The sequence below is a fragment of the uncultured Bacteroides sp. genome (assembly GCF_947632445.1).
Classification (GTDB): domain Bacteria; phylum Bacteroidota; class Bacteroidia; order Bacteroidales; family Bacteroidaceae; genus Bacteroides.
In genome coordinates this window covers 18489-44758 of the sequence record NZ_CANRPM010000014.1, presented here as the reverse complement: position 1 = coordinate 44758, position 26270 = coordinate 18489, and the positions used below count along the sequence as shown (strand labels likewise).

The window sequence follows — 26270 nt, the reverse complement described above, 5'->3', positions numbered from 1 at the left end:
TGTATTGATTCAACGATAGTTCAGTGACATAAAGCGTGGTATGGGTAGAAAGGCAGTTATATCTACGCCCTTTCGTGATACTCAATTCTAAAACATGAGGGATATGAGCAAAAAATATCAATCACGACATACTTACAATAAGCAAGAAAAGAAACAAAAGTCGCATCCGACAATTTGTCACGTCAATAGTACTATGCGTGCTAACTGGAAATTACCTAAAATCGGGATGCCGGAAAGCTATGGTCAAAGGCTCTGAGATGGTGATTTTTTTGGTGATACCAGCGGCTTTTGTCCATTTGGCTAGTACCTTGTTTATGTTTGGTTCGGTATCAGACCGTCAAACACCTTGCCGTCATCCGGGGCTTCGCCACGTTCCGCCGACCACTTCATCTCCTGTGAGGGGAGGGGAAGGAATATCGGTATGGCGGTTTTCTGCATCACGACAGAAGCACGTCACTGTTCACTGTCTTTGGACAGGTCACGCCAACGGAACGCGTAAACATCGCTGAGTCTCAATCCACAATAACAGGCGAACAGATATGCACGTTTCGCGTCCTCCCTCGGGCACTCCGTCGCTATAAGGGTCTTCATCTCGTCAACGGTAAGGAACTCCTGCTTACCATCCATTTAGGAGCTCGTATCGAATTGGGACGAAGATAACGGGCCTCTTAGGGTGTGAAATCATTAATTCCCGTCAGGTTTCTCTATTTCCGTAAAGGGAGAATCATCCCAATGGAAGTTGTCAGGGTTGTCGGGATGAGCTGGGTTGAAGGCAGGGAATGGCTTCAAATGACGCGCCAGGTCCGGTACTCGTGTTTTCAGTCCTTCTACGATACAGCGGGCTATCTCGTAGGCACCATAGGGGTTGAAATGGGTGTTGTCTGCGAAATCCTGCGTCTGGCCGGGGTAGGAGCCGGCGGGATAGTGAACAAAGGCACGTTTCGAAGGTTCTGCACCCATAGCCTCATAGAGTGTGCGGGTCATTTCGTTCAAGTCAATCAATGGCACATTTTCTTTCTCGGCCAGCCAACGCATAGCTTCGGGATAGTCTTCATGGGTGTCGCGGATGCGGCCGTCGGGCCCAAAAGATCGCCGCTGGGTCGGCGTTACCAGAACAGGATGCACGCCGCGCAGACGAGCTTCGTCAATAAAAGTCTTCAGACTGGTCATAAACGAATAGTAGGCACCCTTGCCCGGACCTTTTTGTTTTTGGTCATTGTGACCAAATTCCATGAACAGGTAATCGCCCTTTTTCATTTGACTCAAGGCTTTCTTTAACCGGCCGGCAGCAATGAAGGTATTGGCACTTTCGCCACTTTCCGCATAGTTGGCTATGCTGACGTTGGTGTCGAAAAAATAAGGAATCATCTGTCCCCAACTGGCCCATGGCTCGTTATCCTGATCGACTACCGTACTGTTACCGCAAAGGAAGACGGTGGTAACCGCTGTGTCGGCAGGCTCTATGGTAATACTTTCACAAACAGGTGCACTACCATTGAATTCCAGTGTCAGTTTGTCGTCCCAGTTCAGTTTCCGTTTTTCCCGGGGTTTAATCTGTACGTATTCGTTGCCAGCGATGTGGGTATTCCGTTTGTTGACTATAAAAGTGCGCTCTATAAATTCTTTCTTTTTGGTTGGCACGCTTTCGATGAACAGACGGCGCGATTCTGCTCTGACAGTAGTAATGCCTGCTTGCTTACGGCTGCCTAAGCGGACGGTTACCTTATAATTGCCATCGGGTACACGAACAGAAAAGAAAAACGGTGATTGACTGCCTTTGGCAGGTGTTTCTATCAGGTCATAGCCGTAGCCTGTTTCTTCACTGTAGCGTGGCGCTTCGTTTAGAAGATAGGTCTTCATTTCGGTTTGAGCCGTAGCCGACAGCCCAAACCCTAATAGGGAAATCCATAAATACTTTTTCATCATATTATTATCTCGTTCTATTGTTAAAATACTTTCTTAGGTTTCAGTTCGTCAGGCGAATCGTTGGTATAGGAACTCACTGCTCCGGCTTCTTTGGTGAATAGTTGTCCTATTTGCTCAGGTGATACCTTAAAGTCCGGTCGGAAATAGTCAGAGTTCATATAATCGTAGACGGCTTTCCGCAACTGACGGGCCACTACGCGCTCTTCCGGCCGGGAAGTCAGGTCCAACGTCGTCATTATCAGTCGTCCGTTCAATACTTTTGCTTCGAAAAGCACACCGATCTTGCGGCTGAGAAACCAGGTATCAATACTTTGTATCAGGGGTTGGAAATCTGCAGGAAAATCCGTGAACTGCATTACTGGAGTACGGTTCAGCAATTCCCACCATTGCAGGTTACTATGGTATTCCGTAGGAAATTCGTGAAACAGAGGATGGTATTCGTTTACAAAAATACCGGTGGTATGCGGCGGACGCATCTTAAACCAGGATGTATTCCAGAATACAGGCGTAAAATATTGTTGTACTTCTTTGCCATATTTTACATTGCGTCCGGCTGTAATCAGTACTTTGCCGCCTTCCTTTAATACGGTAAGAGCCTTTGCATCCAATGTATCTGTTGTATAGACATCGCCTTCAGTCGCTTCAACTTGGGCGGGATATACCCAGAACTCCCAGTCGTTGACGGCTTCAGTCCCTTCAATGCGTACTTCAAAATTCAGTTTACGCGGCGTATCAATACCTGTAAGCGGAAATTCCACGTGTCCCAAAGAATAAAGATTGCCGATGGGAATATCCTTGCGATTTATGATACCCTCGGTATATACTTTTCCATAAGTATCTTGTATGATATAGGTGATTTCAGCGTTTGTCAGTGGAGCGGAACCGAAATGGGCTACTTCGACATCGGCCCGGAAAGTCTCGGCGTTTGTATAAGTGAACTTCGGAATGCGTGCCAAGGGGACGGTAGGGCTGCAGAAGCGACGGAAGGCCGGGGCGTCGATGTAGCCTTTTTCATCGAAGAAAGCATCAAGAATACCTACTAAAGCCGTACCTTGTCCGGTGTAGTCATTGAGTGCCAACAACTGGAAGCCTGCATAGTCGGGAGTACGCATGGTCTTTTCTATCTCATGCTTGTAACAGAGAGCTTGCAGTTTGCCTGAAGCCATCATAAAGTCATGTCCCAGCTCGGCCATGTTGTTGTCGCGCAGTAAGTCCCGGAAGATTTCAAAGTTTCGTGCCTTGTTCACACCTGTGTATTTCCGTATCTCGTTGAAATCGGGGAAGGCACACCATTGTCCCGTCTCATGTGATACAAAAGGTTGGCTGACTGTATCAATGTTGGCGCGGAAGTCAGACATGCTTTCGGGTTGCTGCTTTGCCCATGTCAGTCCGCGTGCTCCCGCCTTGACGTGATATTGATTGTGTGGCTGCCATTGCCAACTGCCACCCACAGAAGCACCGGTATATACACGGCGCGGGTCGATCTTTTTCCAGAAGTCTACAAACCGGGTAACCCACTCTACCCACCGGCCCGAAGGTTCGTTTCCGCAGGCCAGCATGCAGAAGGAGGCATGATTGCCGTATGCTTGGGTCATGGCAATGGTTTCGTCCATCAGATATTTGTCAATCGGTTGTCCTAATCCTAACTTCGGGCCGTGATTGGGCCAGCTTGGACCTTCCGGCTGTAGATAAAATCCGGTACGGTCTGCGGCCTGGAAAGCTGCTTCAGGCGGACAGTAAGAATGGAAACGCATGTGGTTCAGACCGTATTCACGGCAGATGCGGAATACGCGTTCCCATGACTCCACGTCCATCGGGGCGTATCCGGTCAGAGGAAATACACAATTCTCTACCGTACCGCGCAGCATTGTTTTTCGTCCGTTTACGTAGAACCACTTTCCTTCAATCTTGAATTCACGCATACCGAATTCTATTGTTTTTGTTTCTGTTCCGTGTCGCCCTGTTAGGGTGGCGGTCAGACGGTAGAGTGCGGGAGAGAATTCATCCCATGTCAGGAAATCATCGCCCATTGGCAGTTCTGCTTCATAAGAATTTATACCCTTTTTGGCATTGATTTTCAGGTCGATGGCGGGGACTTCATGTATCCGCTCGGCATTGAAGCTTCGTGCGGAGAAACTCATCTCAACGGTCTCTGTCGATGAAGCGTTCAGGCTGAAACGAACTAAGGCTTTTTTCTCTGTCAGATTGGGATATACTTGTATATCTTCAAAACAGGTTTGGGGAACACTTTGTAATTCCATACGCCCCACGATGCCGTTCCAGTTGCCTTGTGTCTGGTCGGTGATACTGTGTGAGTCTAAACCTACGTTAATCTCTTTGATACGGTTGTCTACCCGGATGCTTATCCGGCATTCCTTGCCGGGAGTTACAACGGAGGTCAGGTCGTAGATGTGGGGGACACAGAGACTGTTCTGCATTCCAACCTTTTTCTGTCCTACCCATACCGTCGTTTCGATGTGAGGGCGTTCTAAAAAAAGTACAATTCGCTGACCTTTCCAGTTTGCCGGTACTCGCACTGTTTTCTGATACCAGGCTACTCCTACGTAATGCTTGTCTGGAGTCAGAAAGAAGGGCAGTTTTACCTGTCCATCCATCCGATATTTCTCCATGTAGGGATTAAAATAATAGGAGCTGTCGTACAGGCTGCCTGTCCAGCGGGTACGGACTGTTACATCATCACCCTTCAGTTTTTCGGGCATGCTGCCCGGCAGGTTAATATGATCCGTTGTCAGTTCTTTGCCAAACCAACGGTCCTTTACTCCCGTGTCGTCACGGTCAATTTGAAACTTCCAAGTCCCGGAAAGATCCAATGGATTGTTTTGTCCGAAAGCCTCTGTTACGGAGGCCAACACAAGTAGAATGCTTATTACAAAATGTTTCATGTGATATGGATTTAAGTTGTTGTTTTAGCTCTGTCTATTATTTCTTCGAGAACGGGTGCTAAGTTACGACATCTGACGCAAATGCTAAATAGAAAAGCATACAGAAAGATGGAATTATGTACTGTTTAGAGACGAATGAAGAATAATTTTGTACAGAAATCTATGATTATGTCCGTTTCTCCAGCTGTTTTGTTGGGGAATGTCAGTCGTATGGATTATCTTTGCATTATCGGATATAAACATGTATTATGAAAGCAACAACTGCTATGAAATCAACCATTATCTGTTTGTCTCTGCTTTGGGGACTTGCTGCCGCATCGGCACAAACAACAGTTTCACGTTGGTTCGATGACAAGAATTTGACATTGACCGGTGTCTATTATTATCCCGAACATTGGGATGAAAGCCAGTGGGAACGCGACTTCAAGAAGATGCACGAACTGGGATTTGAATTTACTCATTTTGCAGAGTTTGCATGGGCGCAGCTGGAACCTCAGGAAGGCGTGTACGATTTTGCATGGTTGGATCGTGCTGTTGCTCTGGCTGCCAAGTATGATCTGAAGGTCATCATGTGTACTTCTACCGCTACGCCGCCTGTATGGTTGAGTCGGAAATATCCTGAAATCCTGCTGCGAAACGAGGATGGGACTGTGCTCGATCATGGTGCCCGTCAGCATGCGTCGTTTGCTTCGCCGTTGTATCGTAGACTGGCTTACCGCATGATTGAACAACTGGCACGCCACTATGGCAGCGATCCGCGTATCGTCGGTTGGCAGCTGGACAATGAACCTGCGGTACAGTTCGATTACAATCCACAGGCGGAACTCGCTTTCCGCGACTTTTTGCGCCAAAAATATGATAATGACATTCGTCAACTGAATGAGGCTTGGGGCACGGCTTTTTGGAGTGAAGTCTATTCTTCTTTCGATGAAATCACGTTGCCTAAGCGTGTACAGATGTTTATGAATCATCATCAGATATTGGATTACCGTCGTTTTGCCGCGAAGCAGACCAATGATTTCCTGAACGAACAATGCTTGCTGATCAAACAATATGCACGCAACCAATGGGTTACCACCAACTACATACCGAACTATGACGAAGGTCACATCGGCGGCAGTCCGGCTCTCGACTTTCAGAGTTATACCCGCTATATGGTTTACGGCGACAATGAAGGCATCGGGCGAAGAGGATACCGGGTGGGTAACCCGCTGCGCATTGCCTGGGCCAATGATTTCTTCCGTCCTATCCAAGGAACTTATGGGGTGATGGAACTTCAACCCGGACAGGTAAATTGGGGAAGCATTAATCCCCAACCACTGCCAGGTGCTGTGCGTCTTTGGCTTTGGAGTGTTTTTGCCGGTGGAAGCGATTTCATTTGTACGTATCGTTACCGCCAGCCTCTGTACGGCACAGAGCAATATCATTATGGCATTGTGGGGACGGACGGCGTGACAGTGACGCCTGGCGGGCAAGAATATGCCACGTTCATGGAGGAAATACGCCAATTACGCGAACATTATCAGCCACGCGAAAACAAACCGGCTGATTATTTGGCCTGTCGTACCGCTATCCTTTTCAACCCGGAAAATTGCTGGAGTATCGAGCGACAGAAACAGAATGCTACGTGGAATACGTTGGAACATATCGACAAATATTACCGTACACTGAAATCTTTTGGGGCTCCGGTCGATTTTATTTCTGAAAGTAAAGACCTGGCAGATTATCCGGTCGTTATCGTACCCGCCTATCAGTTGGCGGATCCGGCATTGGTGGAGCAATGGAAGGCTTACGTGGAGAATGGAGGAAATCTTGTCATTACCTGCCGTACAGCGCAGAAAGACCGTTATGGCCGCTTGCCCGAAGCTCCCTTAGGCTCCATGCTTACAACGTTGACCGGCAACGAAATGGAATTTTACGATTTGTTGTTGCCCCAGGATCCGGGTGTTGTCCAAATGGATGGGAAGGAATATCAGTGGAATACTTGGGGAGAAATCATAAAGCCCGCAGAGGATGCTGAAGTATGGTGCACCTATATACGCGAATTTTATGAAGGAAAGCCCGCTGTTACCTTCCGCAAAGTCGGTAAAGGAACCATTACTTATATCGGCGTAGACAGCCATGACGGAATGCTGGAAAAAGACATTTTGAAAAAGCTCTACGCCCGTCTTGGCATTTCTGTCATGGACTTACCCTACGGCGTGACCCTGGAATACCGCAACGGTATGGGTATCGTCTTGAACTATGCCGATTGTCCTTATACTTTCAACCTGCCTGAAGGAAGCAAAGTACTGATAGGAAGCACAGATATTCCTACCGCAGGCGTGTTGGTCTTTGCTATACGCCCTAAGAAATAACTCTCTACAAACATGTGAAGATTATGAAGAAGTTTTTTATCAGTCTGTTGGCCAGTGTATGTAGCATTTGGATGCTTCAGGCACAAGGAACCGCCTATTTGTTTTCTTACTTTATCAACGACAGCCGTGACGGCCTGCATTTGGCTTATAGTCGTGACGGTTTGAAGTGGACGGCCCTGAACAACGGAAAGCCCTATTTGGCGCCTGCGGTAGGCAAGGACAAACTGATGCGCGACCCCAGTATCTGCCAGGCACCTGACGGAACGTTCCACATGGTATGGACTTCCAGTTGGACTGACCGGATCATTGGATATGCCTCCTCCAAGGATTTGATAAACTGGAGCGAGCAACGTGCCATACCTGTCATGATGCACGAACCGGAAGCGCATAACTGTTGGGCGCCTGAACTATTCTACGATGAGCCTACACAGACTTATTACATCTTTTGGGCCACAACCATTCCTGGACGGCATAAGGAAATACCTACGAGTGAAAGCGAAAAGGGATTGAACCATCGTATCTATTACGTTACGACCAAAGACTTCAAAGACTTTTCGTCTACACAGATGTTCTTCAACCCCGATTTCAGTGTCATTGACGCGGCAATCGTTAAGGATAATAAGTCGCAAGACCTGATTATGGTTGTCAAGAATGAGAATTCAAACCCGCCGGAGAAGAACCTTCGCATCACGCGCACTCAGAATATCACCTGCGGATTTCCTACGGAAGTATCGGCACCGATAACCGGTGATTATTGGGCAGAAGGCCCTGCTCCCTTGTTTGTGGAAGACACGCTCTATGTCTATTTCGACAAATACCGTGACCATCGTTATGGAGCCGTTCGTTCATTGGATCATGGAAAGACTTGGGAGGATATCTCCGACCGGACTTCTTTCCCGCAAGGTATTCGTCACGGAACGGCTTTTGTTGTGGATGAGGCTGTGTTGGAAAAGCTCCTTCAGACTACCGACTTCTAATGAACGGAGCAGCGGATTTTTACTGCTCCTCCGTTTCTTCCTCTGTATCAGTATCCCGTCCGAACGAGCGGTATTCCAGCGGGGTGAAGTCTGTATGCTTTTTGAACAGAGAGAAGAAGTGTTCGGTAGATTTATAGCCCAGCAGGAAAGAAATTTCTTTTACAGAACGGGACGTGCCCACCAACAGTTGTTTGGCCTTTCTGAGTTTCAGTTCTAGGAAATATTTGGCCGGGGCATATCCCGTATAATCCTTGAACACCTTGCGGAACCATGAATAGCTGATATTCAGTTTCATGGCCAGCTCTTCAGGGTCTATGTCCTTGAAGACGTTTTCGTTCATGATGATTTTGGCCTGCTCTATCTTTTGGACTATATCCCCCATCTCGTAGATTTTATTTTTCGAGATGGAGAGTATCATGCCGAGCATGTGCAGTACGATGCCGCCCAAATGTTGCTGTGCCGAGATACGGTCGCTCTCAGCTATTTCCAATGCTTGTGAGAAGAGTGACACCAATTCTTCGTTGAGCCCTACTTCCAAGATCTGATTTTCGGGCGTAAAGAAGCCGGCCCGCATCAAATTATCCACTATCGGCCCTTCGAACCCGATGTAATATTCGTTCCATCCGGTTTGCCTGTATGGGTGATACGTATGCCATTGACCGGGAAAAAGGAACATCATTCTTCCTCTGCATACCTGCCGTTCGCGCGTACTTTCCGAACTGAAGAGTCCGCGCCCCTTTGTGATATAGACGATCTGGTATTCACGCAGGATGCGTCCTTTTTTTGCATTGAAGAAATAACCCGAAGGATGGTCTTTCAACGGATAGGGAGAGCCGGGCGGAATGGGTTGGAAGCCGACCGTATTGACCCACAGACCGAACTTGCGGTCCATGTCGTTTACGATCAGATACTTGAACTCCACTCCCAAATCATTTAATTTCTTAGTCATAACAGGGGTTTTTCGAGGTAAGTATGACACAAAGATAGTCTTTTTCTGCTAATTATCAAAGATGTTTCAAGATAGTTTTTCCTTTAAAAGCTGTATCTTTCTTCCAGAGATGAACGCTGTTTTGTTCATTGCAAAGCAATGCTTGCCTTGGGATAAAGCGGTGCTTTTCGATGATCATTTCGATAGGGATAAGTGAGGGGATATAAAGATGTTCGGCATAAACATCTACCTAGCGGACGTAAACAGGATTGTTCGGGGACGGACGAATGATGGGTAAAAAGCAGAGCGGGAAAACTTCTTCCAAAGTTTCCCCGCTCTTTAATCTTTTGCCGCAGGTAAGATTACTTACGCAGGCCGAGTTCTTTAACCAAAGCGCGGTAGCGTTCGATGTCGCGGGCTTTCACGTAGTCGAGCAACGCACGGCGTTTGCCTACCAACATGGTTAAGGCTCTTTCAGTACTATAATCCTTTCTGTTGAGCTTCATGTGCTCAGTCAGACGGGCAATACGGTAGGAAAACAATGCTACCTGAGACTCAACCGATCCGGTATCAGTGTTAGACTTTCCGTACTTGCCGAAGATTTCTTGCTTTTTAGCAGCGTCTAAATACATAAATGTTTTTAATTAAAAGGTTGATAATATTCTCTTTCGAGGGTGCAAAGGTAAACATTATCTTTGATATGGCAATGTGTTTCGGTATTTTTTCTTCGGGATAACCTATATATAGGGCAAAAGTTGTAACTTTGCAGACCGGAAAATAATAGGTATTATATGCAGAATATTAGAAATATTGCCATCATTGCCCACGTGGATCATGGCAAGACGACACTTGTAGACAAGATGCTTCTGGCCGGAAACCTTTTCCGCAGCAACCAGAATATGGGTGAATTAATGCTGGATAACAATGACCTGGAACGCGAACGGGGGATAACAATCCTGTCGAAAAACGTTTCCATCAAATACAAAGGAACCAAAATAAACATTATTGATACTCCGGGACACAGCGACTTCGGCGGCGAAGTGGAACGTGTGCTCAACATGGCCGACGGCTGCATCCTGCTGGTCGACGCTTTCGAAGGGCCGATGCCGCAGACACGCTTCGTGCTTCAGAAGGCGCTTCAGATCGGGCTGAAACCCATCGTAGTGGTGAACAAGGTGGACAAACCCAACTGCCGCCCCGAGGAAGTGTACGAGATGGTGTTCGATTTGATGTTCAGTCTCAATGCTACGGAAGAGCAGCTGGACTTCCCCGTCATCTACGGTTCGGCCAAAAACAACTGGATGAGTACCGACTGGAAGCAGCCGACGGACAATATTACGCCGCTTTTGGACTGCATCCTGGAACATATCCCTGCTCCTGAGCAGCTGGAAGGTACGCCGCAGATGCTGGTGACATCGCTCGACTATTCTTCTTATACCGGCCGTATCGCAGTGGGACGTGTGCATCGCGGGACGCTGCGCGAGGGCATGAACGTGTCCTTAGCCAAGCGCGACGGCAGCATCATCAAGACCAAAATCAAAGAACTGCATACATTCGAAGGCATGGGTCGCGTGAGGGTAGCCGAGGTATCTTCGGGCGACATCTGTGCATTGGTGGGTATCGAAGGATTTGAAATCGGCGACACTGTCTGCGACTTCGAGAACCCCGAACCGCTTCCGCCCATCGCCATCGACGAACCGACGATGAGTATGCTCTTCACCATCAACGATTCTCCGTTCTTCGGCAGGGAGGGCCGGTTTATGACGTCGCGCCACATCCATGACCGCCTGATGAAAGAACTGGACAAGAACCTGGCTCTGCGCGTGACGAAGAGCGAGGAAGACGGCAAGTGGATTGTTTCGGGACGCGGCGTACTCCACCTTTCCGTATTGATTGAGACCATGCGCCGCGAAGGTTACGAGCTTCAGGTGGGCCAGCCGCAGGTTATCTTCAAGGAGATAGACGGCGTGAAATGTGAGCCTATCGAAGAACTGACGGTAAACGTGCCCGAAGAATATGCCAGCAAGATTATCGACATGGTGACGCGCCGCAAGGGCGAAATGGTGAAGATGGAAGCGGCGGGCGGCGACCGCGTGAACTTAGAGTTCGACATGCCGTCGCGCGGTATCATCGGTCTGCGTACCAACGTGCTGACTGCCAGTGCAGGCGAAGCCATCATGGCACACCGCTTCAAGGAATACCAGCCCTACAAGGGCGAGATTGAACGCCGCACAAACGGCTCCATGATCGCTATGGAAAGCGGCACGGCCTTTGCCTACGCCATCGACAAGCTGCAAGATCGCGGCAAGTTCTTCATCTTCCCGCAGGAAGAAGTATATGCCGGGCAGGTGGTGGGCGAGCACTCGCACGACAACGACTTGGTAGTGAACGTCACGAAGTCGAAAAAGCTGACCAACATGCGTGCCAGCGGTTCCGACGAGAAGGCGCGACTTATTCCACCCGTACAATTCTCGCTGGAGGAGGCGTTGGAATATATCAAGGAAGACGAGTACGTGGAAGTGACGCCGAAGTCCATGCGTATGCGTAAGGTCATCTTGGACGAACTTGAGCGCAAGCGTGCCAACAGGGGTTAGGACGCAATGCTATGTTATGTGTATCGGATGTTTTCCTGCTGATTATCAGTTAGGAAAGCTGGCGATTGAATTTCAATGCGCTAATCTGGCACGTGGTTTACGAACATAAAAATTAGTTTAATTGGTTTAAATCACTTTAATAAGTTCTTGCCAATCAATCGTAGCTTCGTAACTTCGCGGCATTCTGACAGCTTAATGCGTTAGAAAGACATATTAGTTAACGAAGAGCGTTTGAGATATTATCTTACTGTGAGATCTGGAAAATTTCAAAAGGTGAAGATAATAGGCAAGAACGCTCACGTTAATGCTATATATCCGCTTTACCAAGTGGATTATATAACATTGGCGTGGGCATTGTTTGTTATTCACCTTAGGCAGTCCAGAGCCTCACAGTAGTAATATTCAATGTTCCCACGCTCCTCTTTTATTGTATGACAGTCGGTTGGGGGAACACCGGCTATAATACAGATATTCACGAAACAGACAGTTTTATTCTTTAATGTATTAGCTACACAACTGTGTGCGGCTATTGTGTATTCCTTATTTATGTTTAATCTACTAATCATCCTCTATAAGAGAATATAGGGCTTAAAATTCATAATTATGTTAAAGAAAAAGTTAGCCATTGTTATGGCATTATTAGTCTTGAATTTAAGTGTGTTTGCTTCTGTTCCATTAGATAGAGGAACAGCGCTTTCCGTTAGAATAATATCTCAAATAAGTAGTAAACAAAAAGGGTCTCCTACTGCTATTGTAGAGAATGACGTTAAAGACAGAAATGGCGTAATTCTTATCAAACGAGGCACTCCTGTGCAATTACAGGTTGATAAGAAGGAGGCTAAAGGTTGTGGTAAAGCCGGTTATATACAAGTTAAATGTGTATCTACTTCTGCTGTTGATGGGCAAATTATTACTCTGGAAGGTAGCACGGATGCAGAAGGTGATAATAAGAAATGGCTGGCAATAGGACTTGGCGTTGGTCTTGGATTAACCTTTTTACCACTTGTCGGTTTCACGTTTCTGGCCATTAAAGGAGATCAAGCTGTCATACCTGCCAACACAATAATTCCTAATGTATTTGTAATGAACGATTATACGATAGAGAAATAAAATAATTAAGGCAGCATGGAATTACCTCCCACGCTGCCTTTTTTCGTCGGAACCCTATGCAACACCGGGCGTCCCTTTAGTCGATAAACTGTACCTTTCCGGCGTTGCGCGGCTTGGCTGCGGGCGCTTCGTCGGGATAACCGAAGGCGATGCAGTAAAGCAGCTCATAACCCTCGCTGAAGTTCAGCTTCTTCAGATAGTCGGCTGCTTCGGGCGACTTCAAGAAGCGGACGGGACCACCGAGACAGCACGAGCCGATGCCCATGGACTGTGCCGCAAGTATCATGTTGCCGCCCAGCAGGCCGCAGTCTATCTGCGAGCATTCGTATGACGGGTCGTTGGCAATGAACACCACCGTCGGAGCGTTGCGGAACATGTTCTTGAACGACGGATCTTCGGCCGCCTGCGGATTGGCTCTCTTGTAAAGCTCCGTCACGCCGTCGATGAAGTTGGGGTTGTCCGTCACACGTACTTCCCATGACTGTCTGTTCATGCCGTTGGGGGCGTTGATGCCGCAGGTCAGGATGGTCTGCATCGTGTCGCGGTTCACCGCCTGCGGCTTGTATTGGCGGATGCTGCGACGTTCCATGATGGTCTTGATGACAGCTTCCGACAGATCGGAGTTTTCGGCTGCCGTTGCATTTCCCTTTTGCGAGGTGGGGGGCTGTACAACCGATGGCCGTACAAAGGCAAAGCCCGCCCAAGAATTCTTTTAACAGTTTCATATCGTTTGTTTTATAGGTTGGTTTTGTTGTCGGCAAAGCTACAAGAAATATTCCAATAAACGGTCTCTCTGTTTGTTTTTTCTGCCTTTCTTTTTATGCGTGGCCGGCAGGTCGGGGATTTCCCGCCGGCTGCCTGTCTACAGCCGCCCAGCTGTAAGAATGCAGTCGGTAAGGGATAAAAAAAGAGAACGACACTCCCGCAGGAGTGCGTCCTCTTCTTTCTGTTGATAAAATCGGTTCGGTTAGAGTTTCGGACCGGCGGCAACCAACTTCTTGCCGGCTTCGTTGCCGGTGAATTTCTCGAAGTTCTTGACGAAACGGCCGGCCAAGTCTTTAGCTTTTTCTTCCCACTTGCAAGCGCAGTCGTAGGTGTCGCGGGGATCGAGGATGCCCGGATCTACGCCCGGCAGTTCGGTGGGAACTACAAAGTCGAAGAACGGGATGACCTTTGTCGGTGCCTTGTCGATGGAACCGTCGAGGATAGCATCAATGATGCCGCGGGTGTCGCGGATGGAGATGCGTTTGCCGGTGCCGTTCCAGCCGGTGTTAACTAAGTAGGCCTTGGCTCCTACTTTTTCCATCTTCTTCACCAGTTCTTCGGCATACTTGGTCGGGTGCAGGCTCAGGAAGGCTGCGCCGAAGCAGGCGGAGAATGTCGGAGTCGGTTCCGTGATGCCGCGTTCCGTACCTGCCAGCTTAGCGGTGAAGCCGGACAGGAAGTAGTATTGGGCCTGTTCGGGGTTCAGGATGGATACCGGAGGCAATACGCCGAAAGCATCGGCAGAAAGGAAGATTACCTGATGGGCGTGAGGTCCTTTGGATACCGGCTTGACAATGTTTTCGATGTGATAGATAGGATAGGAGACGCGGGTGTTCTCGGTCACGCTCTTGTCGGCAAAGTCGATTTTGCCGTTGGCGTCGACTGTTACGTTCTCCAGCAGGGCATCGCGCTTGATGGCGGCGTAAATATCGGGCTCACTTTCCTTATCGAGGTTGATGACCTTGGCATAGCAGCCGCCTTCGTAGTTGAATACGCCTTCGTCGTCCCAGCCGTGCTCGTCGTCGCCGATCAGCTTGCGTTTCGGGTCGGTGGACAACGTCGTCTTGCCGGTTCCGGACAGGCCGAAGAAGACGGCCGTGTCGGTGCCGTCCATGTTCGTATTGGCAGAACAGTGCATGGAAGCGATGCCGCGCAGCGGGTTCAGGTAGTTCATAATGGAGAAGATACCCTTCTTCATCTCACCGCCGTACCACGTGTTCAGGATGACTTGCTCGTTAGTCTTCAGGTTGAATACGGTTGCAGTCTCGGAGTTTAGCCCCAGTTCCTTGAAGTTGTCGACCTTGGCTTTGGCTGCGTTGAATGATACGAAGTCCGGTTCGCCGTAATTAGCCAGTTCTTCTTCAGTCGGGCGGATGAACATGTTCTTTACGAAGTGTGCCTGCCAAGCGACTTCCATGATGAAACGTACTTTCAGACGGGTTGCGGGGTTGGCTCCGCAGAATGTATCCATGACGAACAGGCGCTTGCCGCTCAGTTCCTTGACGGCTTTTGCCTTCAGGTCGGCCCATGCTTCTTCGGTGCAAGGTTTGTTGTCGTTCTTGTAAGCATCGGAAGTCCACCACACGGTGTTCTCGCTGGCTTCGTTCTTAACAAAGAATTTATCTTTAGGAGAACGTCCGGTATAGATACCGGTCATTACGTTCACAGCAGCCAGCTCGGTTACCTGACCCTTTTCATAGCCTTCGAGGTTTGATTGGGTCTCTTCTTCAAACAATACTTCGTAAGACGGGTTGTGGAGAATTTCCTTAACGTCTTGAATACCGTACTTGCTTAAATCTAAATTTGCCATTTCTTTTAGGATTTTAATAAATTGGTATGTTGGTTTATAATCTCTCTGTTTTCATGTCGGGATAGGAAGGCGTTCGTGTTTGCCCCGTCTTCGGGGTATCGGAAGCCGCTCCCTTGTTTCCCGCGTACAAAAGTACGATTTTCTTCTGAAAGAGAATCCCGATTGGAGAAATTTTTCTTTAATTGCGTGTCTTTTATAAATCCGTAACAATATCTGCTAACTGAATATTGCAAAACAATGGCCATTTTTTATGAAGATTGCACAAAAGCAATAAGATAAGTCTTCTGAAAGATGGTTGTGCCGGATAAATTCGTTATTTTTGCCGCGACAGACGTATAATGATTTTAAGTATGAGAGTAATTGATTTTGCAGAGACCAATACCGTGATAAATCAGTTCGTGGCCGAGATACGCGACGTGAACGTGCAGGGCGACCGCATGCGTTTCCGCCGCAACATCGAACGCATCGGCGAGTTGATGGCTTATGAAATGAGTAAGGAGCTGACTTATTCGGTAAAGCAGGTGCAGACGCCTTTGGGAGTGTCGTCAGTCAGCACGCCCGACGACGATGTGGTGATTGCCACTGTTTTCCGTGCCGGCCTGCCACTTCATCAGGGCTTCCTGAATGTGTTCGACCGTGCCGGGAATGCTTTCGTTTCGGCGTATCGCTATTATAAGGATAAGGAATGCCGTGAGTTGGATGTTCACATTGAATATATTGCAACGCCCGATCTGAATCGGAAGACGCTGGTGCTTGTCGACTCCATGCTGGCTACGGGCGAAAGCATGGAACTGGCTTATCGGGCTTTCTTGAGCAAGGGGCGTCCGGCCCGCCTGTTGATAGCGTGTGTCATCGCCAGCCGTCAGGGAGTGAAGCATCTTCAGCGCCTTTTCCCTAAGGATGATGTTACATTGTGGTGCGCAGCCATTGATCCAGAATTAAACGAACGTTCGTATATTGTTCCCGGATTGGGCGATGCAGGCGATTTGGCGTATGGAGATAAACTGTGACGGCTATTCGGGAGTAGTCACTTTATCTTTTGTGATTTCATAAAAAAAAGTGTAGCTTTGCTCTTGAAACAAGATTTGCAGGATTATGACCAAATTTGAGATAGAAGAAAAGATTGTGGCGATGCTCAAGACCGTGTACGACCCCGAAATCCCTGTAAACGTATATGACCTGGGCCTGATTTACAAGATTGACGTGGCGGACGACTTCAATGTCAGCATCGACATGACACTGACGGCACCCAACTGCCCGGCGGCAGACTTCATCATGGAGGATATCCGCCAAAAGATAGAAAGTATCGAAGGTGTAGTCTCGGCCACCATCAATCTGGTCTTCGAACCCGAATGGGATAAGGACATGATGAGTGAGGAGGCCAAACTGGAACTGGGCTTCTTATAACGGAACCAAGATTTGCACCCTGCGAAACTTGCAGAAGTTGAAGGAAGTTTATCGCCCGCCCATACGGATTGAGAAATGCAAAACGATAGTTTTAAATGACTAACGAAATTTATTTATTAACGTAAAAACATAAAAAAATGAACAAGAAACAATTTAACCTGCTAGCCTGCGCGGCACTGTTCTGCGCCTGCCAATCTGCACAGAAACAAACGACCATCACCGGCACGCTGACCGGCGTGGAGAGTGACACCCTGATTGTATCGCATTGTCCGTTGACAGACCTGAACCACCGAACCATGCAAAAAGACACCATCCTTCTGCAACAAGGCAAATTTACCTTGTCCCTCGCCAACGACAGCACTCCTACAGTTGCTTATCTCCAGCCCCTTGCATCGGGCGAGCTCGCAACATCCATAGCGACAATAGTAGCATTCCCTAGCGAAACGGTGCAAGTAAACGGTTCGGCCGATCCGTACGACTATACACTGACCGGAAACGAATTTCATGCGGCTTGGCAAACTGTAAAAGATCAATGCCAACCTTATATGATACAGTTAGACTCTATTGCCAATGTGCTTACCACTAAGCAAAAGGCCGGAGTAGCACAGGACAGCATCTATTACATTTACCAAAATGTCTATTCCCCCGTTTTGGGAAAAATGCAGGAAGTGAAAAGAGACTATATCCGCCAGCATCCCGATGACGACCTCTCTGTCTACTTAATAATAGGATTACAAAACGACGCCAAAGAATTGTTGCCGCTCATCGGTGAAAAAGCCAAATCTGGTGTCATGGCACCTGTTTATCAGGCCATGTACAATGCCCAGCAAGAAAAAGAAGCACGCGAAGAAGCACGCAAGAACATGGTGGAAGGCGTCGTAGCCCCCGACTTTACGCTGAAAGACCTTCAGGGCAAGGATCTCACTTTGTCGTCCCTGCGCGGTAAGTATGTCGTGCTGGACTTTTGGGGAAGCTGGTGCGGCTGGTGCATCAAGGGCATCCCCGACATGAAGAAATACTACGAAAAGTATAAAGACCGGATGGAAATACTCGGCGTAGACTGCCGCGATACGGAAGAGAAATGGAGAGCTACGGTAGAGAAGTATGAACTCCCCTGGTTGCACGTGTACAATACGGACGAGGCAGACATTACGGTGAAGTATGGCATACAGGGTTATCCCACAAAGATTGTCATCGACCCCGAAGGCAAGGTGGCGAAGATTGTGATAGGCGAAGACCCCGCTTTCTATGAATACTTGGACGAACTGTTCAAATAAAAGCTTAACAAATGTCTTATGAAAAATGTATATTTCCTCTCCGATGCCCATCTGGGTTCGCGTGCCATCGAGCACAGACGTACACAAGAGCGTCGGCTGGTGAACTTTCTGGACAGCATCAAACACAAGGCTTCGGCCGTCTACCTGCTGGGCGACATGTTCGACTTCTGGTACGAATTCAAGCTGGTGGTGCCCAAAGGCTACACACGCTTTCTGGGCAAACTGTCCGAACTGACGGACCTCGGAGTGGAAATACACTTCTTTACGGGTAACCATGACATTTGGTGCGGCAACTACCTGACAAAGGAGTGCGGCGTCATCCTGCACCGCGAGCCGCTGACCACAGAAATTCATGGCAAGGAGTTCTACTTGGCTCATGGCGACGGGCTGGGCGACCCTGACCGCAAGTTCAAGTTCCTGCGTGCCGCCTTCCATAGCCATACGTTGCAAACCTTGTTTGCTGCGCTTCACCCCCGCTGGAGTGTAGAATTGGGACTGACATGGGCCAAGCACAGCCGCCTGAAACAGGTGGACGGTAAGAAGCCTGACTATATGGGTGAGAACAACGAACCGCTGGTACTCTATACCAAAAACTACCTCAAGAGTCATCCGAACATCAATTTTTTCATCTACGGGCATCGCCACATCGAGTTGGATTTGATGCTGAACGTCTCATCGCGTATCGTCATTTTGGGTGATTGGATTAACAGTTTCTCGTATGCCGTGTTCGACGGTGAACATCTGTTTTTGGAAAACTACATCGAAGGCGAAACAAAACCATGACAGATAAGAACGTTGTCTGACAAGCTGACATCCTTATGGAAAGGAAAAAAGACGGATTTCCCAATGAAAAGGCCATTGTGATTCCTCAAGAGATTCTTCTCAAGGTGCAAAAGAATCCCATAACCTGCCTGCTCTATCCGACCGATATCGGCTACTATCCCCATGCGGAAAACCACTATCGACAACGGGAGGAAGGTAGCGAACAGCACATTCTGATCTACTGTTACGAAGGAGAAGGCTGGTATGACATCGGGAAGGGTCGGTGTTATATAAAAAAAGGCCAATTCTTCATCATCGAAGCCGGTACGCCGCACACTTACGCCGCATCGGCTCAACATCCATGGAGTATCTACTGGGTGCATTTTGCCGGTGAAAAAAGCGGTCTTTTCGCCGAACTGTTCAATAGGACCATCCATATTGACGACTCGCTTTCCGCCCGATTCGACGATCGCATTCGCCTGTTCAATGAAATCTTGGTGAATCTGGAGATGGGATACAGCATGGAAAATCTGGAATATATCACCCTCTGCTTATGGTACTTGCTGGGAAGCTTCAGATACATTTCTCAATTCAGGGAAATAAACAAGCCACAAACACAAGATACCATGCAGAAGGTTATCAACTTCATGAAAGCCAACCTGAACAAGCAACTCACACTGGAGGACATCGCACGGAGCGTGAACTATTCGCCCGCCTACCTGAGTACTGTCTTTACCCAAAAAGCCGGAGTGTCTCCCGTCAGCTATTTCAACCAGCTGAAAATACAGAAGGCATGCCAGCTCTTGGACTTTACGGACAAGAAGGCTAAGGAAATAGCCTTCGAACTATCCTTCAGCGATCCCTACTACTTCTCAAAGGTATTCAGTAAATACATGCACATGTCTCCTAAAGAATACCGGATGAAGAAGAAAGGATGATACCCGCATATAAATTATTCACACATTTTCAGCAACTGTTGTCCTACCTGATGATTAATGTCAAGGCGTATCACTTCAGACAGAAACTTACGGGCCTGTTCTTTATCGCCCAGTCCTAAATAGCCCAATCCCATCACCAGATTGCAGTGAATGAGATTGCGCACATTCAGATCGTCATCCCATATCAGCAGATCGGGAAGTGAAACAGCAAAATAGTCGATTTTGACTTTATCGAACAGATGTTTCTCACCATGCTTGATGAGACGATTGAAACGACTGCGTGCCTTGTCTTCCTCACCCAGTTTGCGCCAAGCCAGTCCCTGATAGAAAATCTTGTCCGGTTGTTGATCGTTATAGAAAAATGCGATAGCCGGTTCAGCCGATCCCTTGGTCGCCCGTTCAAAGTAGGCTTTCGCCTGTTCCATGTCTCCTAATCCTTCGTAAGCACATCCCAGCCAAAAGTGAATGTCATTTTCTTCAGCCATCGAAAGCTTCCCTTCACCCAGATTCTCAGGATACTTTTCCGTTTCCTTTAGCAATCTTATCGCATCGGCAAAACGTTGCTTTGTCAAAGCTTGCTTAGCCAATTCCACACGGCAGAACACATACTGGCTCGTCACTTTACCTTCACCCCCTTCCCACGGATGGAACTTGCGCGAATTAATCAGGTTGTAAGCTTTCTGATACTCACCCAGCTGGTTATAAAGTGTGATACGTTCGATGCACAAATCATCGCGTTGTTCCACTTCGTTCGCATGAGCTTCCAGAAAATCCAGACGCTGACGATGCGGATAACGAAGTTTCTTGTATAACTGGTCAAGTTCCATCAGGATACGTGCATCAGTCGTATCGAGATTGTAAGCTTTCTCCAACGCGGCTAATGCCTTCTGAGAATTATGCTGTTTGTTATAATAAGCCAAAGAAAGATTACGCAGTACCGTCGGGAAGCGGTCGTCGAAAGCAGCCGACTTTTCCCAACATGCCACAGCATCTTCGTAACAACGAACGGCATAATGGAAATTACCCAAATAATAGGGAGCCTTGGCTCCTGTCGGGTTTAAGGCCATGGCATCCTGCAACATCAATACTTCTTCCAACTTATTGGGGAAACAATAATCCGGGCACATCTGTTCTGCTTTCTGATAGTAAGCCGATGCATCCTCCTTCTTGCCTGCCTTTGAAGAGAAGTAACCCAATGCATAGTATATCATCGGATACGTATCCTCTGCACCTTCCGTTACGAAAGAAAGCAGTTGCAAGGCCTCATCGTACATGCCGGCCGAGGCATAGTCAATGGCATACTCCATATAACTATGGACAGCACCTCGCATCAACGTCTTCATTTCTTCCTTCACGGCCGCTGCCTCTTCCAGCTCACCCAGCCGTTTTTTTATCAAATAGGCTTCAAAACGGCATCCCATATTGAAACGATCCATCGACAAGGATTCATTTATCAAAGCCATTGCGCGGGTATAATCGCCCGTCTTACGCAAGAAGGATACCTTTAACTGCCTTCCCTTATGGTTCAACCAATTGCGATAAAGCGAACGGTCTATATGCTCCAATCCGTTTTCATAATCCCTACGAATCATGTCGATTTGAACCAGTCCCATATAACCGGCATCCTGCCAAGCTGCGTTCCAGGTAGCTTTGAAGAAAGCATCATAGGCGCCGTCTATGTTACCCTGCATTTTCTTGCTCCACCCCAGGTTATAATACGGTTCACCGTCATAAGGGTTCGGATTGCGTTCTGTCTGCGTCTTGATGGCACGGTCAAAATAACGCTGTGCTTCTGCAAAACGTCCACGACGCATCAGCAGCAAGCCTACAGCATTGTTACAACGAATATCACCCTCATCGCGACTCAAAGCCTCCATGTAATAATCCATAGGCTGATATGTAGCATGACGATACTGTTCCAGATGATGGCCGGTCAGGAAAAGTTGTTCCATGCTTGATATTTGCTTGGGAGCAAGTGCCGCCTTGGCAGGCTCAGGTATCGGCCGGATTTCGGGTTCGTCTGCCTGATAGCTTACCATAACTTTCCCCAGTTCATCGAGTACTCTTAGTTTCAGGTCTTCTGTTTTTTGTGTATCGCATGCCACCGTCTGCATATAAGCATTCTCAGGTGAAACTGAAGTTAGTGTGTCCAAATAGATTTTCCCGGTTTTCTCGTTGGTCAGCATAACCCGTACCTCACAATGGGCCGCTGTTGTATAAAGAATAACCTTCATCCGACCGTCTTCTGCCGGAAGCAGGTTGATTAAAGCATCACGTGTTGCATTTTTCACCAGTCCGACTTTTTGATAAGGCATGAAATATTGCACCCATGACTTCTCCTCGTAAGGCTGAAGCCAGGTGAAGTCCGGCTGATTGTCACAATACATGCCGGTCATCAATTCAATATAAGGCCCGTCTTCATCGGTTAGATTACGATCCCAAGCCTGTCCGAAGTCTCCGTTTCCCCACGTCCATTGCTTCTTACCGGCATTCACATGGTGATCCGCCACATGAAGTAGTCCGGCTTCGATATGCTCTTCATAACCTCCGACAAAGTCATATTTCGAATTGATAGCCATATAAGATGTCGGAACGGGAATATTCTTGTAACGGGAAATATCCACACCGGCCGAATAGTCTACTTTGTAATATTCGCCGGTCGCAATCGGAAAACTTGACACTGCCCGCTTGCCATGATCGAAGACGGCATTCACATCGGGTGGAAATACCGAATAGTAATCCTTGTTCACTACAACGGCCGGATTTGCCCACCATAGGAAGGTCTGCGGGAAAGGAGTACGGTTGTACACCTTTGCTTTGACTTCAATATAAGCCTTTCCTGGATAAAGTGTAAAACCTGCCATGCCTTTCGTCCGGGACATACGTTCCACTTCACTACACCACACTGTCTTACTGCCGTCCGGGAACTCCTCAATCATGCAATCGGTCGGCAAATAGGTGCTGGGACGATGGTGCTGAGGCCAGTTGAATTCGATTCCTCCCGAAATCCAAGGGCCGGTCAGACCAACTAATGCAGGCTTGATGACCTGATTATAATAGACGAAATGACGTTTCTTTACTTTATCATACGCCATCTGGATGCGTCCGCCCAGTTCGGGTAAAATCATCACCTTGATATACTCATTTTCAATAAAGAAAGCTCGCCAAGGACGATCGTGTTTCTCATCTTCTATCTTTTCCACTACCGGATAGGGATAGACCGCACCCGAGCTGCCTTGATATACACGCTTTTCGAGAAAGATCGGATTCTTTTCCTCCTTGCCAATTCCGTAAGTAGGCAGCATTACAACTTCTTCCCAAGCCTTTACTTCCGAAGTATTTACAGTACTTCGAGTCAGATATTCTGTTATTGCTTCCATAATTTATTTATGCTTAATATATTCTTTTATCACCAACCACATTCATGTAGCTTTGTAGCAAAAGCCACCTTATTTCCAACTGCAAAGTAAAGAGAAACGGAAGAAAAGGAAAATGGAATATTTATCTGAATTGATGTAAATTTCTACGAAGTATATAAGAAAGTATTGAAGCCATACAACAATCCCACGAAACATTTGGTTGCAGGCTTCATGGGAATTGCTTATCTTTGTCTGCAGATTGAAATACCTATCACACATGCAATACCTACTCAATGCCCCCTCTTCGCTTCACGCTGCTATACAACTGCCTGCCTCGAAAAGCATCAGCAACCGCGCGCTCATCCTACATGCTCTGTCGGGAGGCAATACATGCCCCGAGAACCTAAGCGACTGCGACGACACGCAGGTTATGATACACGCCCTGGACAACATGCCCGATGTAATAGATATTCACGCCGCGGGTACAGCCATGCGTTTCCTCACGGCTTATCTGAGTGTGACGGCAGGCACGCACCTCATTACCGGCACGGAACGTATGCAACAGCGCCCCATCCGTATTCTGGTAGACGCCCTGCGTACATTGGGCGCACACATCGAGTATGCCGGCAATGAAGGCTTCCCACCTCTGCGTATCAATGGCACTCAGCTGACGGGCAGTGAAATAGAGTTGGCTGGAGATGTAAGTTCACAATACATATCAGCCCTGTTGATGATAGGTGCCGTACTACCCACAGGACTAAAGTTGCAACTGAAGGGAAATATCATCTCACGCCCCTATATCAATCTGACATTGCAACTGATGCACGACTTCGGTGCGCAGGCCGGATGGACATCGGACAGCAGTATAACTGTGGAACCCGGCGGTTACCACGACACACCTTTCCGTGTGGAAAGTGATTGGAGCGCAGCCTCCTACTGGTATCAGATGACAGCCTTAGCGGACGGATCCCCTGAGGTAGAACTGTTAGGACTCTTTGCTCACAGTGCGCAGGGCGACAGTCGTGGTGCCGAACTCTTTGCCCGATTGGGCGTGCAGACGGAATATATCCCGCAGGGCGTGAAGCTCCGTAAGCAGGGACAATCCGTTGCACGTTTGGACGCAGATATGGTGGACATCCCCGACTTGGCTCAAACATTCGTCGTAACCTGTTGTCTGATGGACGTCCCCTTCCGTTTCACGGGTTTGCAAAGCCTTAAGATCAAGGAAACCGACCGTATCTGTGCCCTCATCACCGAACTGCGGAAGTTAGGTTATGTGGTACATGCCGGGCAAGACAGCATCTTGTGGTGGGATGGTGGACGCTGCCCTGCTGACGAACAACCCGGCATCGACACCTACGAAGACCACCGTATGGCAATGGCTTTCGCCCCAGTCTGCCTCGTTCGCCCCGCTATCCGCATCAACGAGCCGCAGGTAGTAAGTAAATCTTACCCCAGCTACTGGAACGACCTGCAAGCGGCGGGATTTCGCCTCACGGAATATCCCGGAAGTCGATAAACAGTCTGTTTCCGCTTTTTTAAGGACATCCTGCCGCATCCTGCTAAATTCTGTGTATCTTTGCAAGGCTATATATAAATAAGGTATGTGGATACTGATCGTTAGTCTGATGGTTCTGGCCGTGGTGGCAGCCGTAGCCGGAGTAATACGCAACCGCAACTTGCGCAAACAGGTGGAAAGCGGCGAACTGGAAGCTATGCCCGAAACCGTACAAGTGGACTCGGAATGTTGCGGGCAGCACGAAGTGTGCGAAAAGGAGAGTCTCCTGGCTGCCGTCAGCAAGAAAATAGAATACTACGATGACGAAGAGCTGGATCAGTACACCGGCACGGCCAGCGATGCTTATACATCTGAACAGGAAGAGGAGTTCCACAACGTGTTCTACACTATGCAAGCCGAGGACGTAGCCGGCTGGGTACGCAGCCTGCAACTTCGCGGTATTGCCCTGCCGGACAGCCTGAAAGACGAAGTGTTTCTCGTTGTCGGGGAATTGAGAGCCAATCCGCATAAGAAGAAATAGGTAGTAGCAGAGGAGATAAAAGAATTAGAAGTCGATACAAACCATTCATCACTAACCGCTAACAAACGACTATTAACCACTAAGAGACATGGACCTGTTACAATATACATTTTTCCAGCACGCTCTGCTGGGCAGTCTGCTGGCAAGCATTGCCTGCGGAATGGTGGGCACGTACATCGTGACGCGGCGACTGGTATTCATCAGCGGCGGACTGACGCATGCCTCGTTCGGCGGTATCGGACTAGGACTGTACACGGGTATCTCGCCCATCCTCTCTGCTGCCGTGTTTGCCGTATTGTCGGCTTTCGGCGTGGAATGGCTCAGCAAACGGAAAGACATGCGTGAGGATTCGGCCATTGCCGTATTCTGGACACTGGGGATGGCATTGGGCATTATGTTTACCTTCCTGTCGCCGGGCTTTGCACCCGACCTTTCAGCCTATCTCTTCGGCAACATCCTGACCATTACGGGCAGTGATATCGCTCTGTTAGGGGTATTATCGGCTATCTTAGCTGTATTCTTCAGCCTTTACCTGCACCCGATTGTCAGCATCGCGTTCGACCGTGAGTTTGCCCGTTCACAAGGCCTGCCTGTAGAGTGCTTTGAATATGTCCTGATGCTGTTCATCGCCCTGACTATTGTGGCCTGCCTGCGCATGGTGGGTATCGTGCTGGTCATCTCGCTACTTACCATCCCCCAAATGACGGCCAATCTCTTCTCCCACCGGTTCCACCGCATTATCTGGCTATCCATCGCCATCGGCTATCTCAGTTGTCTGGGCGGTCTGCTGTTATCGTCCTATCTGAACGTGCCGTCAGGAGCGTCCATCATCTTCTTCTCCATCCTTATCTATGCTGTATGCAAGACGGGGAAAAGCCTCTGCATCGCTTATCTGAAGAGACAAAGGGGTTAAGCTACGAAGTATAATAATAAATCCGCAGAAAAAAGAACTTATCTCAAATTTTTTCATTACTTTTGTACTTGGATTGGGTATGCCCCTTTTCAAGACATATTGCTCGATAGCTTCACAGTCACCACCACAAGTAAAGAGCAACAACTAATATTGGGACTGCCCCGGATATGGGCGCAGGCTTCCCATATTTAGTTGTGGTTTGTGG

17 protein-coding genes and 2 pseudogenes are annotated in these 26270 nt (G+C 48.3%); 12 read left to right on the top strand and 7 right to left on the bottom strand.

Annotation, left to right across the window (positions count from 1 at the left end; translation table 11 throughout):
• Positions 1 to 684 precede the first annotated feature (684 nt).
• Both Q0Z70_RS04785 and Q0Z70_RS04780 read right to left on the bottom strand, forming a co-directional pair.
• Entirely contained in the window at positions 685 to 1923 is a 1239-nt protein-coding gene (locus tag Q0Z70_RS04785; protein WP_298072993.1) for a rhamnogalacturonan acetylesterase, read from the bottom strand.
• Positions 1924 to 1946: 23 nt separating this feature from the next.
• Positions 1947 to 4829, bottom strand: a complete 2883-nt coding sequence (locus tag Q0Z70_RS04780; RefSeq protein WP_298072979.1) for a sugar-binding domain-containing protein — start codon at positions 4827 to 4829, stop codon at positions 1947 to 1949.
• Positions 4830 to 5095: 266 nt separating this feature from the next.
• Here Q0Z70_RS04780 and Q0Z70_RS04775 point away from each other — a divergent pair, with 266 nt between their 5' ends.
• Both Q0Z70_RS04775 and Q0Z70_RS04770 read left to right on the top strand, forming a co-directional pair.
• Positions 5096 to 7186, top strand: coding sequence for a beta-galactosidase (locus Q0Z70_RS04775; protein WP_298072992.1), 2091 nt, complete (start codon positions 5096 to 5098; stop codon positions 7184 to 7186).
• Between the two features lie 23 nt (positions 7187 to 7209).
• Positions 7210 to 8145: pseudogene (locus Q0Z70_RS04770) on the top strand (glycoside hydrolase family 43 protein); the annotation flags it as partial.
• Positions 8146 to 8182: 37 nt separating this feature from the next.
• Here Q0Z70_RS04770 and Q0Z70_RS04765 read toward each other — a convergent pair.
• On the bottom strand, positions 8183 to 9112 hold the full coding sequence (locus Q0Z70_RS04765) for an AraC family transcriptional regulator (protein WP_298072978.1): 930 nt from the start codon (positions 9110 to 9112) through the stop codon (positions 8183 to 8185).
• 341 nt (positions 9113 to 9453) lie between these two features.
• Complete coding sequence (gene rpsO, locus Q0Z70_RS04760; protein WP_298072977.1) at positions 9454 to 9723, bottom strand: 30S ribosomal protein S15; 270 nt, start codon at positions 9721 to 9723, stop codon at positions 9454 to 9456.
• Between the two features lie 159 nt (positions 9724 to 9882).
• On the opposite strand from rpsO, the gene typA reads away from it, so the two are divergent.
• A complete protein-coding gene (gene typA / locus Q0Z70_RS04755) occupies positions 9883 to 11685 on the top strand; it encodes a translational GTPase TypA (protein ID WP_298072976.1) in 1803 nt (600 codons plus the stop codon).
• Between the two features lie 603 nt (positions 11686 to 12288).
• Positions 12289 to 12795: a hypothetical protein gene (locus Q0Z70_RS04750; protein WP_298072975.1), complete on the top strand. Its 507-nt coding sequence runs from the start codon at positions 12289 to 12291 to the stop codon at positions 12793 to 12795.
• Positions 12796 to 12871: 76 nt separating this feature from the next.
• Here Q0Z70_RS04750 and Q0Z70_RS04745 read toward each other — a convergent pair.
• Together Q0Z70_RS04745 and pckA are read right to left on the bottom strand one after the other, a co-directional pair.
• Positions 12872 to 13520, bottom strand: a pseudogene (locus Q0Z70_RS04745) (nitroreductase).
• Positions 13521 to 13762: 242 nt separating this feature from the next.
• On the bottom strand, positions 13763 to 15370 hold the full coding sequence (pckA, locus tag Q0Z70_RS04740) for a phosphoenolpyruvate carboxykinase (ATP) (RefSeq protein WP_298072974.1): 1608 nt from the start codon (positions 15368 to 15370) through the stop codon (positions 13763 to 13765).
• Positions 15371 to 15720: 350 nt separating this feature from the next.
• Here pckA and upp point away from each other — a divergent pair, with 350 nt between their 5' ends.
• The 5 genes from upp (at position 15721) to Q0Z70_RS04715 (ending at position 19754) form a co-directional block, all read left to right on the top strand.
• The gene (upp, locus tag Q0Z70_RS04735; protein WP_298072973.1) at positions 15721 to 16380 is read left to right on the top strand and encodes a uracil phosphoribosyltransferase; all 660 of its coding nucleotides are present in this window, start codon (positions 15721 to 15723) and stop codon (positions 16378 to 16380) included.
• A gap of 85 nt (positions 16381 to 16465) precedes the next feature.
• Positions 16466 to 16777 carry an iron-sulfur cluster assembly protein gene (locus Q0Z70_RS04730; protein WP_298072972.1) on the top strand — a complete coding sequence of 104 codons (312 nt, stop codon included), beginning with the start codon at positions 16466 to 16468 and terminating at the stop codon, positions 16775 to 16777.
• A gap of 137 nt (positions 16778 to 16914) precedes the next feature.
• Positions 16915 to 18054 (top strand): TlpA disulfide reductase family protein, encoded by a 1140-nt coding sequence (locus tag Q0Z70_RS04725; protein WP_298072971.1) that lies wholly within the window; start codon positions 16915 to 16917, stop codon positions 18052 to 18054.
• An 18-nt stretch (positions 18055 to 18072) separates the two neighbouring features.
• Positions 18073 to 18837, top strand: a complete 765-nt coding sequence (locus tag Q0Z70_RS04720; protein ID WP_298072970.1) for a UDP-2,3-diacylglucosamine diphosphatase — start codon at positions 18073 to 18075, stop codon at positions 18835 to 18837.
• A 35-nt stretch (positions 18838 to 18872) separates the two neighbouring features.
• The gene (locus Q0Z70_RS04715) at positions 18873 to 19754 is read left to right on the top strand and encodes an AraC family transcriptional regulator (RefSeq protein ID WP_298072969.1); all 882 of its coding nucleotides are present in this window, start codon (positions 18873 to 18875) and stop codon (positions 19752 to 19754) included.
• A gap of 14 nt (positions 19755 to 19768) precedes the next feature.
• Here Q0Z70_RS04715 and Q0Z70_RS04710 read toward each other — a convergent pair whose 3' ends face one another.
• Positions 19769 to 23134: a DUF5107 domain-containing protein gene (locus Q0Z70_RS04710; RefSeq protein WP_298072968.1), complete on the bottom strand. Its 3366-nt coding sequence runs from the start codon at positions 23132 to 23134 to the stop codon at positions 19769 to 19771.
• 256 nt (positions 23135 to 23390) lie between these two features.
• Here Q0Z70_RS04710 and Q0Z70_RS04705 point away from each other — a divergent pair, with 256 nt between their 5' ends.
• The 3 genes from Q0Z70_RS04705 (at position 23391) to Q0Z70_RS04695 (ending at position 26065) form a co-directional block, all read left to right on the top strand.
• A complete protein-coding gene (locus Q0Z70_RS04705) occupies positions 23391 to 24632 on the top strand; it encodes a 3-phosphoshikimate 1-carboxyvinyltransferase (RefSeq protein WP_298072967.1) in 1242 nt (413 codons plus the stop codon).
• Positions 24633 to 24717: 85 nt separating this feature from the next.
• A complete protein-coding gene (locus tag Q0Z70_RS04700) occupies positions 24718 to 25152 on the top strand; it encodes a phospholipase (RefSeq protein ID WP_298072966.1) in 435 nt (144 codons plus the stop codon).
• A gap of 88 nt (positions 25153 to 25240) precedes the next feature.
• Positions 25241 to 26065, top strand: coding sequence for a metal ABC transporter permease (locus Q0Z70_RS04695; RefSeq protein WP_298072965.1), 825 nt, complete (start codon positions 25241 to 25243; stop codon positions 26063 to 26065).
• Positions 26066 to 26270: the final 205 nt, after the last annotated feature.

Bases quoted from the DNA above. Each gene is read 5' to 3' on its own strand.
- Q0Z70_RS04695 (WP_298072965.1), top strand. From the start codon at position 25,241: ATGGACCTGTTACAATATACATTTTTCCAGCACGCTCTGCTGGGCAGT.
- Q0Z70_RS04720 (WP_298072970.1), top strand. From the start codon at position 18,073: ATGAAAAATGTATATTTCCTCTCCGATGCCCATCTGGGTTCGCGTGCC.
- Q0Z70_RS04785 (WP_298072993.1), bottom strand. From the start codon at position 1,923: ATGAAAAAGTATTTATGGATTTCCCTATTAGGGTTTGGGCTGTCGGCT.
- Q0Z70_RS04700 (WP_298072966.1), top strand. From the start codon at position 24,718: ATGTGGATACTGATCGTTAGTCTGATGGTTCTGGCCGTGGTGGCAGCC.
- upp (WP_298072973.1), top strand. From the start codon at position 15,721: ATGAGAGTAATTGATTTTGCAGAGACCAATACCGTGATAAATCAGTTC.
- typA (WP_298072976.1), top strand. From the start codon at position 9,883: ATGCAGAATATTAGAAATATTGCCATCATTGCCCACGTGGATCATGGC.
- Q0Z70_RS04765 (WP_298072978.1), bottom strand. From the start codon at position 9,112: ATGACTAAGAAATTAAATGATTTGGGAGTGGAGTTCAAGTATCTGATC.
- Q0Z70_RS04705 (WP_298072967.1), top strand. From the start codon at position 23,391: ATGCAATACCTACTCAATGCCCCCTCTTCGCTTCACGCTGCTATACAA.
- Q0Z70_RS04775 (WP_298072992.1), top strand. From the start codon at position 5,096: ATGAAATCAACCATTATCTGTTTGTCTCTGCTTTGGGGACTTGCTGCC.
- Q0Z70_RS04730 (WP_298072972.1), top strand. From the start codon at position 16,466: ATGACCAAATTTGAGATAGAAGAAAAGATTGTGGCGATGCTCAAGACC.
- rpsO (WP_298072977.1), bottom strand. From the start codon at position 9,723: ATGTATTTAGACGCTGCTAAAAAGCAAGAAATCTTCGGCAAGTACGGA.
- Q0Z70_RS04780 (WP_298072979.1), bottom strand. From the start codon at position 4,829: ATGAAACATTTTGTAATAAGCATTCTACTTGTGTTGGCCTCCGTAACA.
- pckA (WP_298072974.1), bottom strand. From the start codon at position 15,370: ATGGCAAATTTAGATTTAAGCAAGTACGGTATTCAAGACGTTAAGGAA.
- Q0Z70_RS04725 (WP_298072971.1), top strand. From the start codon at position 16,915: ATGAACAAGAAACAATTTAACCTGCTAGCCTGCGCGGCACTGTTCTGC.
- Q0Z70_RS04750 (WP_298072975.1), top strand. From the start codon at position 12,289: ATGTTAAAGAAAAAGTTAGCCATTGTTATGGCATTATTAGTCTTGAAT.
- Q0Z70_RS04715 (WP_298072969.1), top strand. From the start codon at position 18,873: ATGGAAAGGAAAAAAGACGGATTTCCCAATGAAAAGGCCATTGTGATT.
- Q0Z70_RS04710 (WP_298072968.1), bottom strand. From the start codon at position 23,134: ATGGAAGCAATAACAGAATATCTGACTCGAAGTACTGTAAATACTTCG.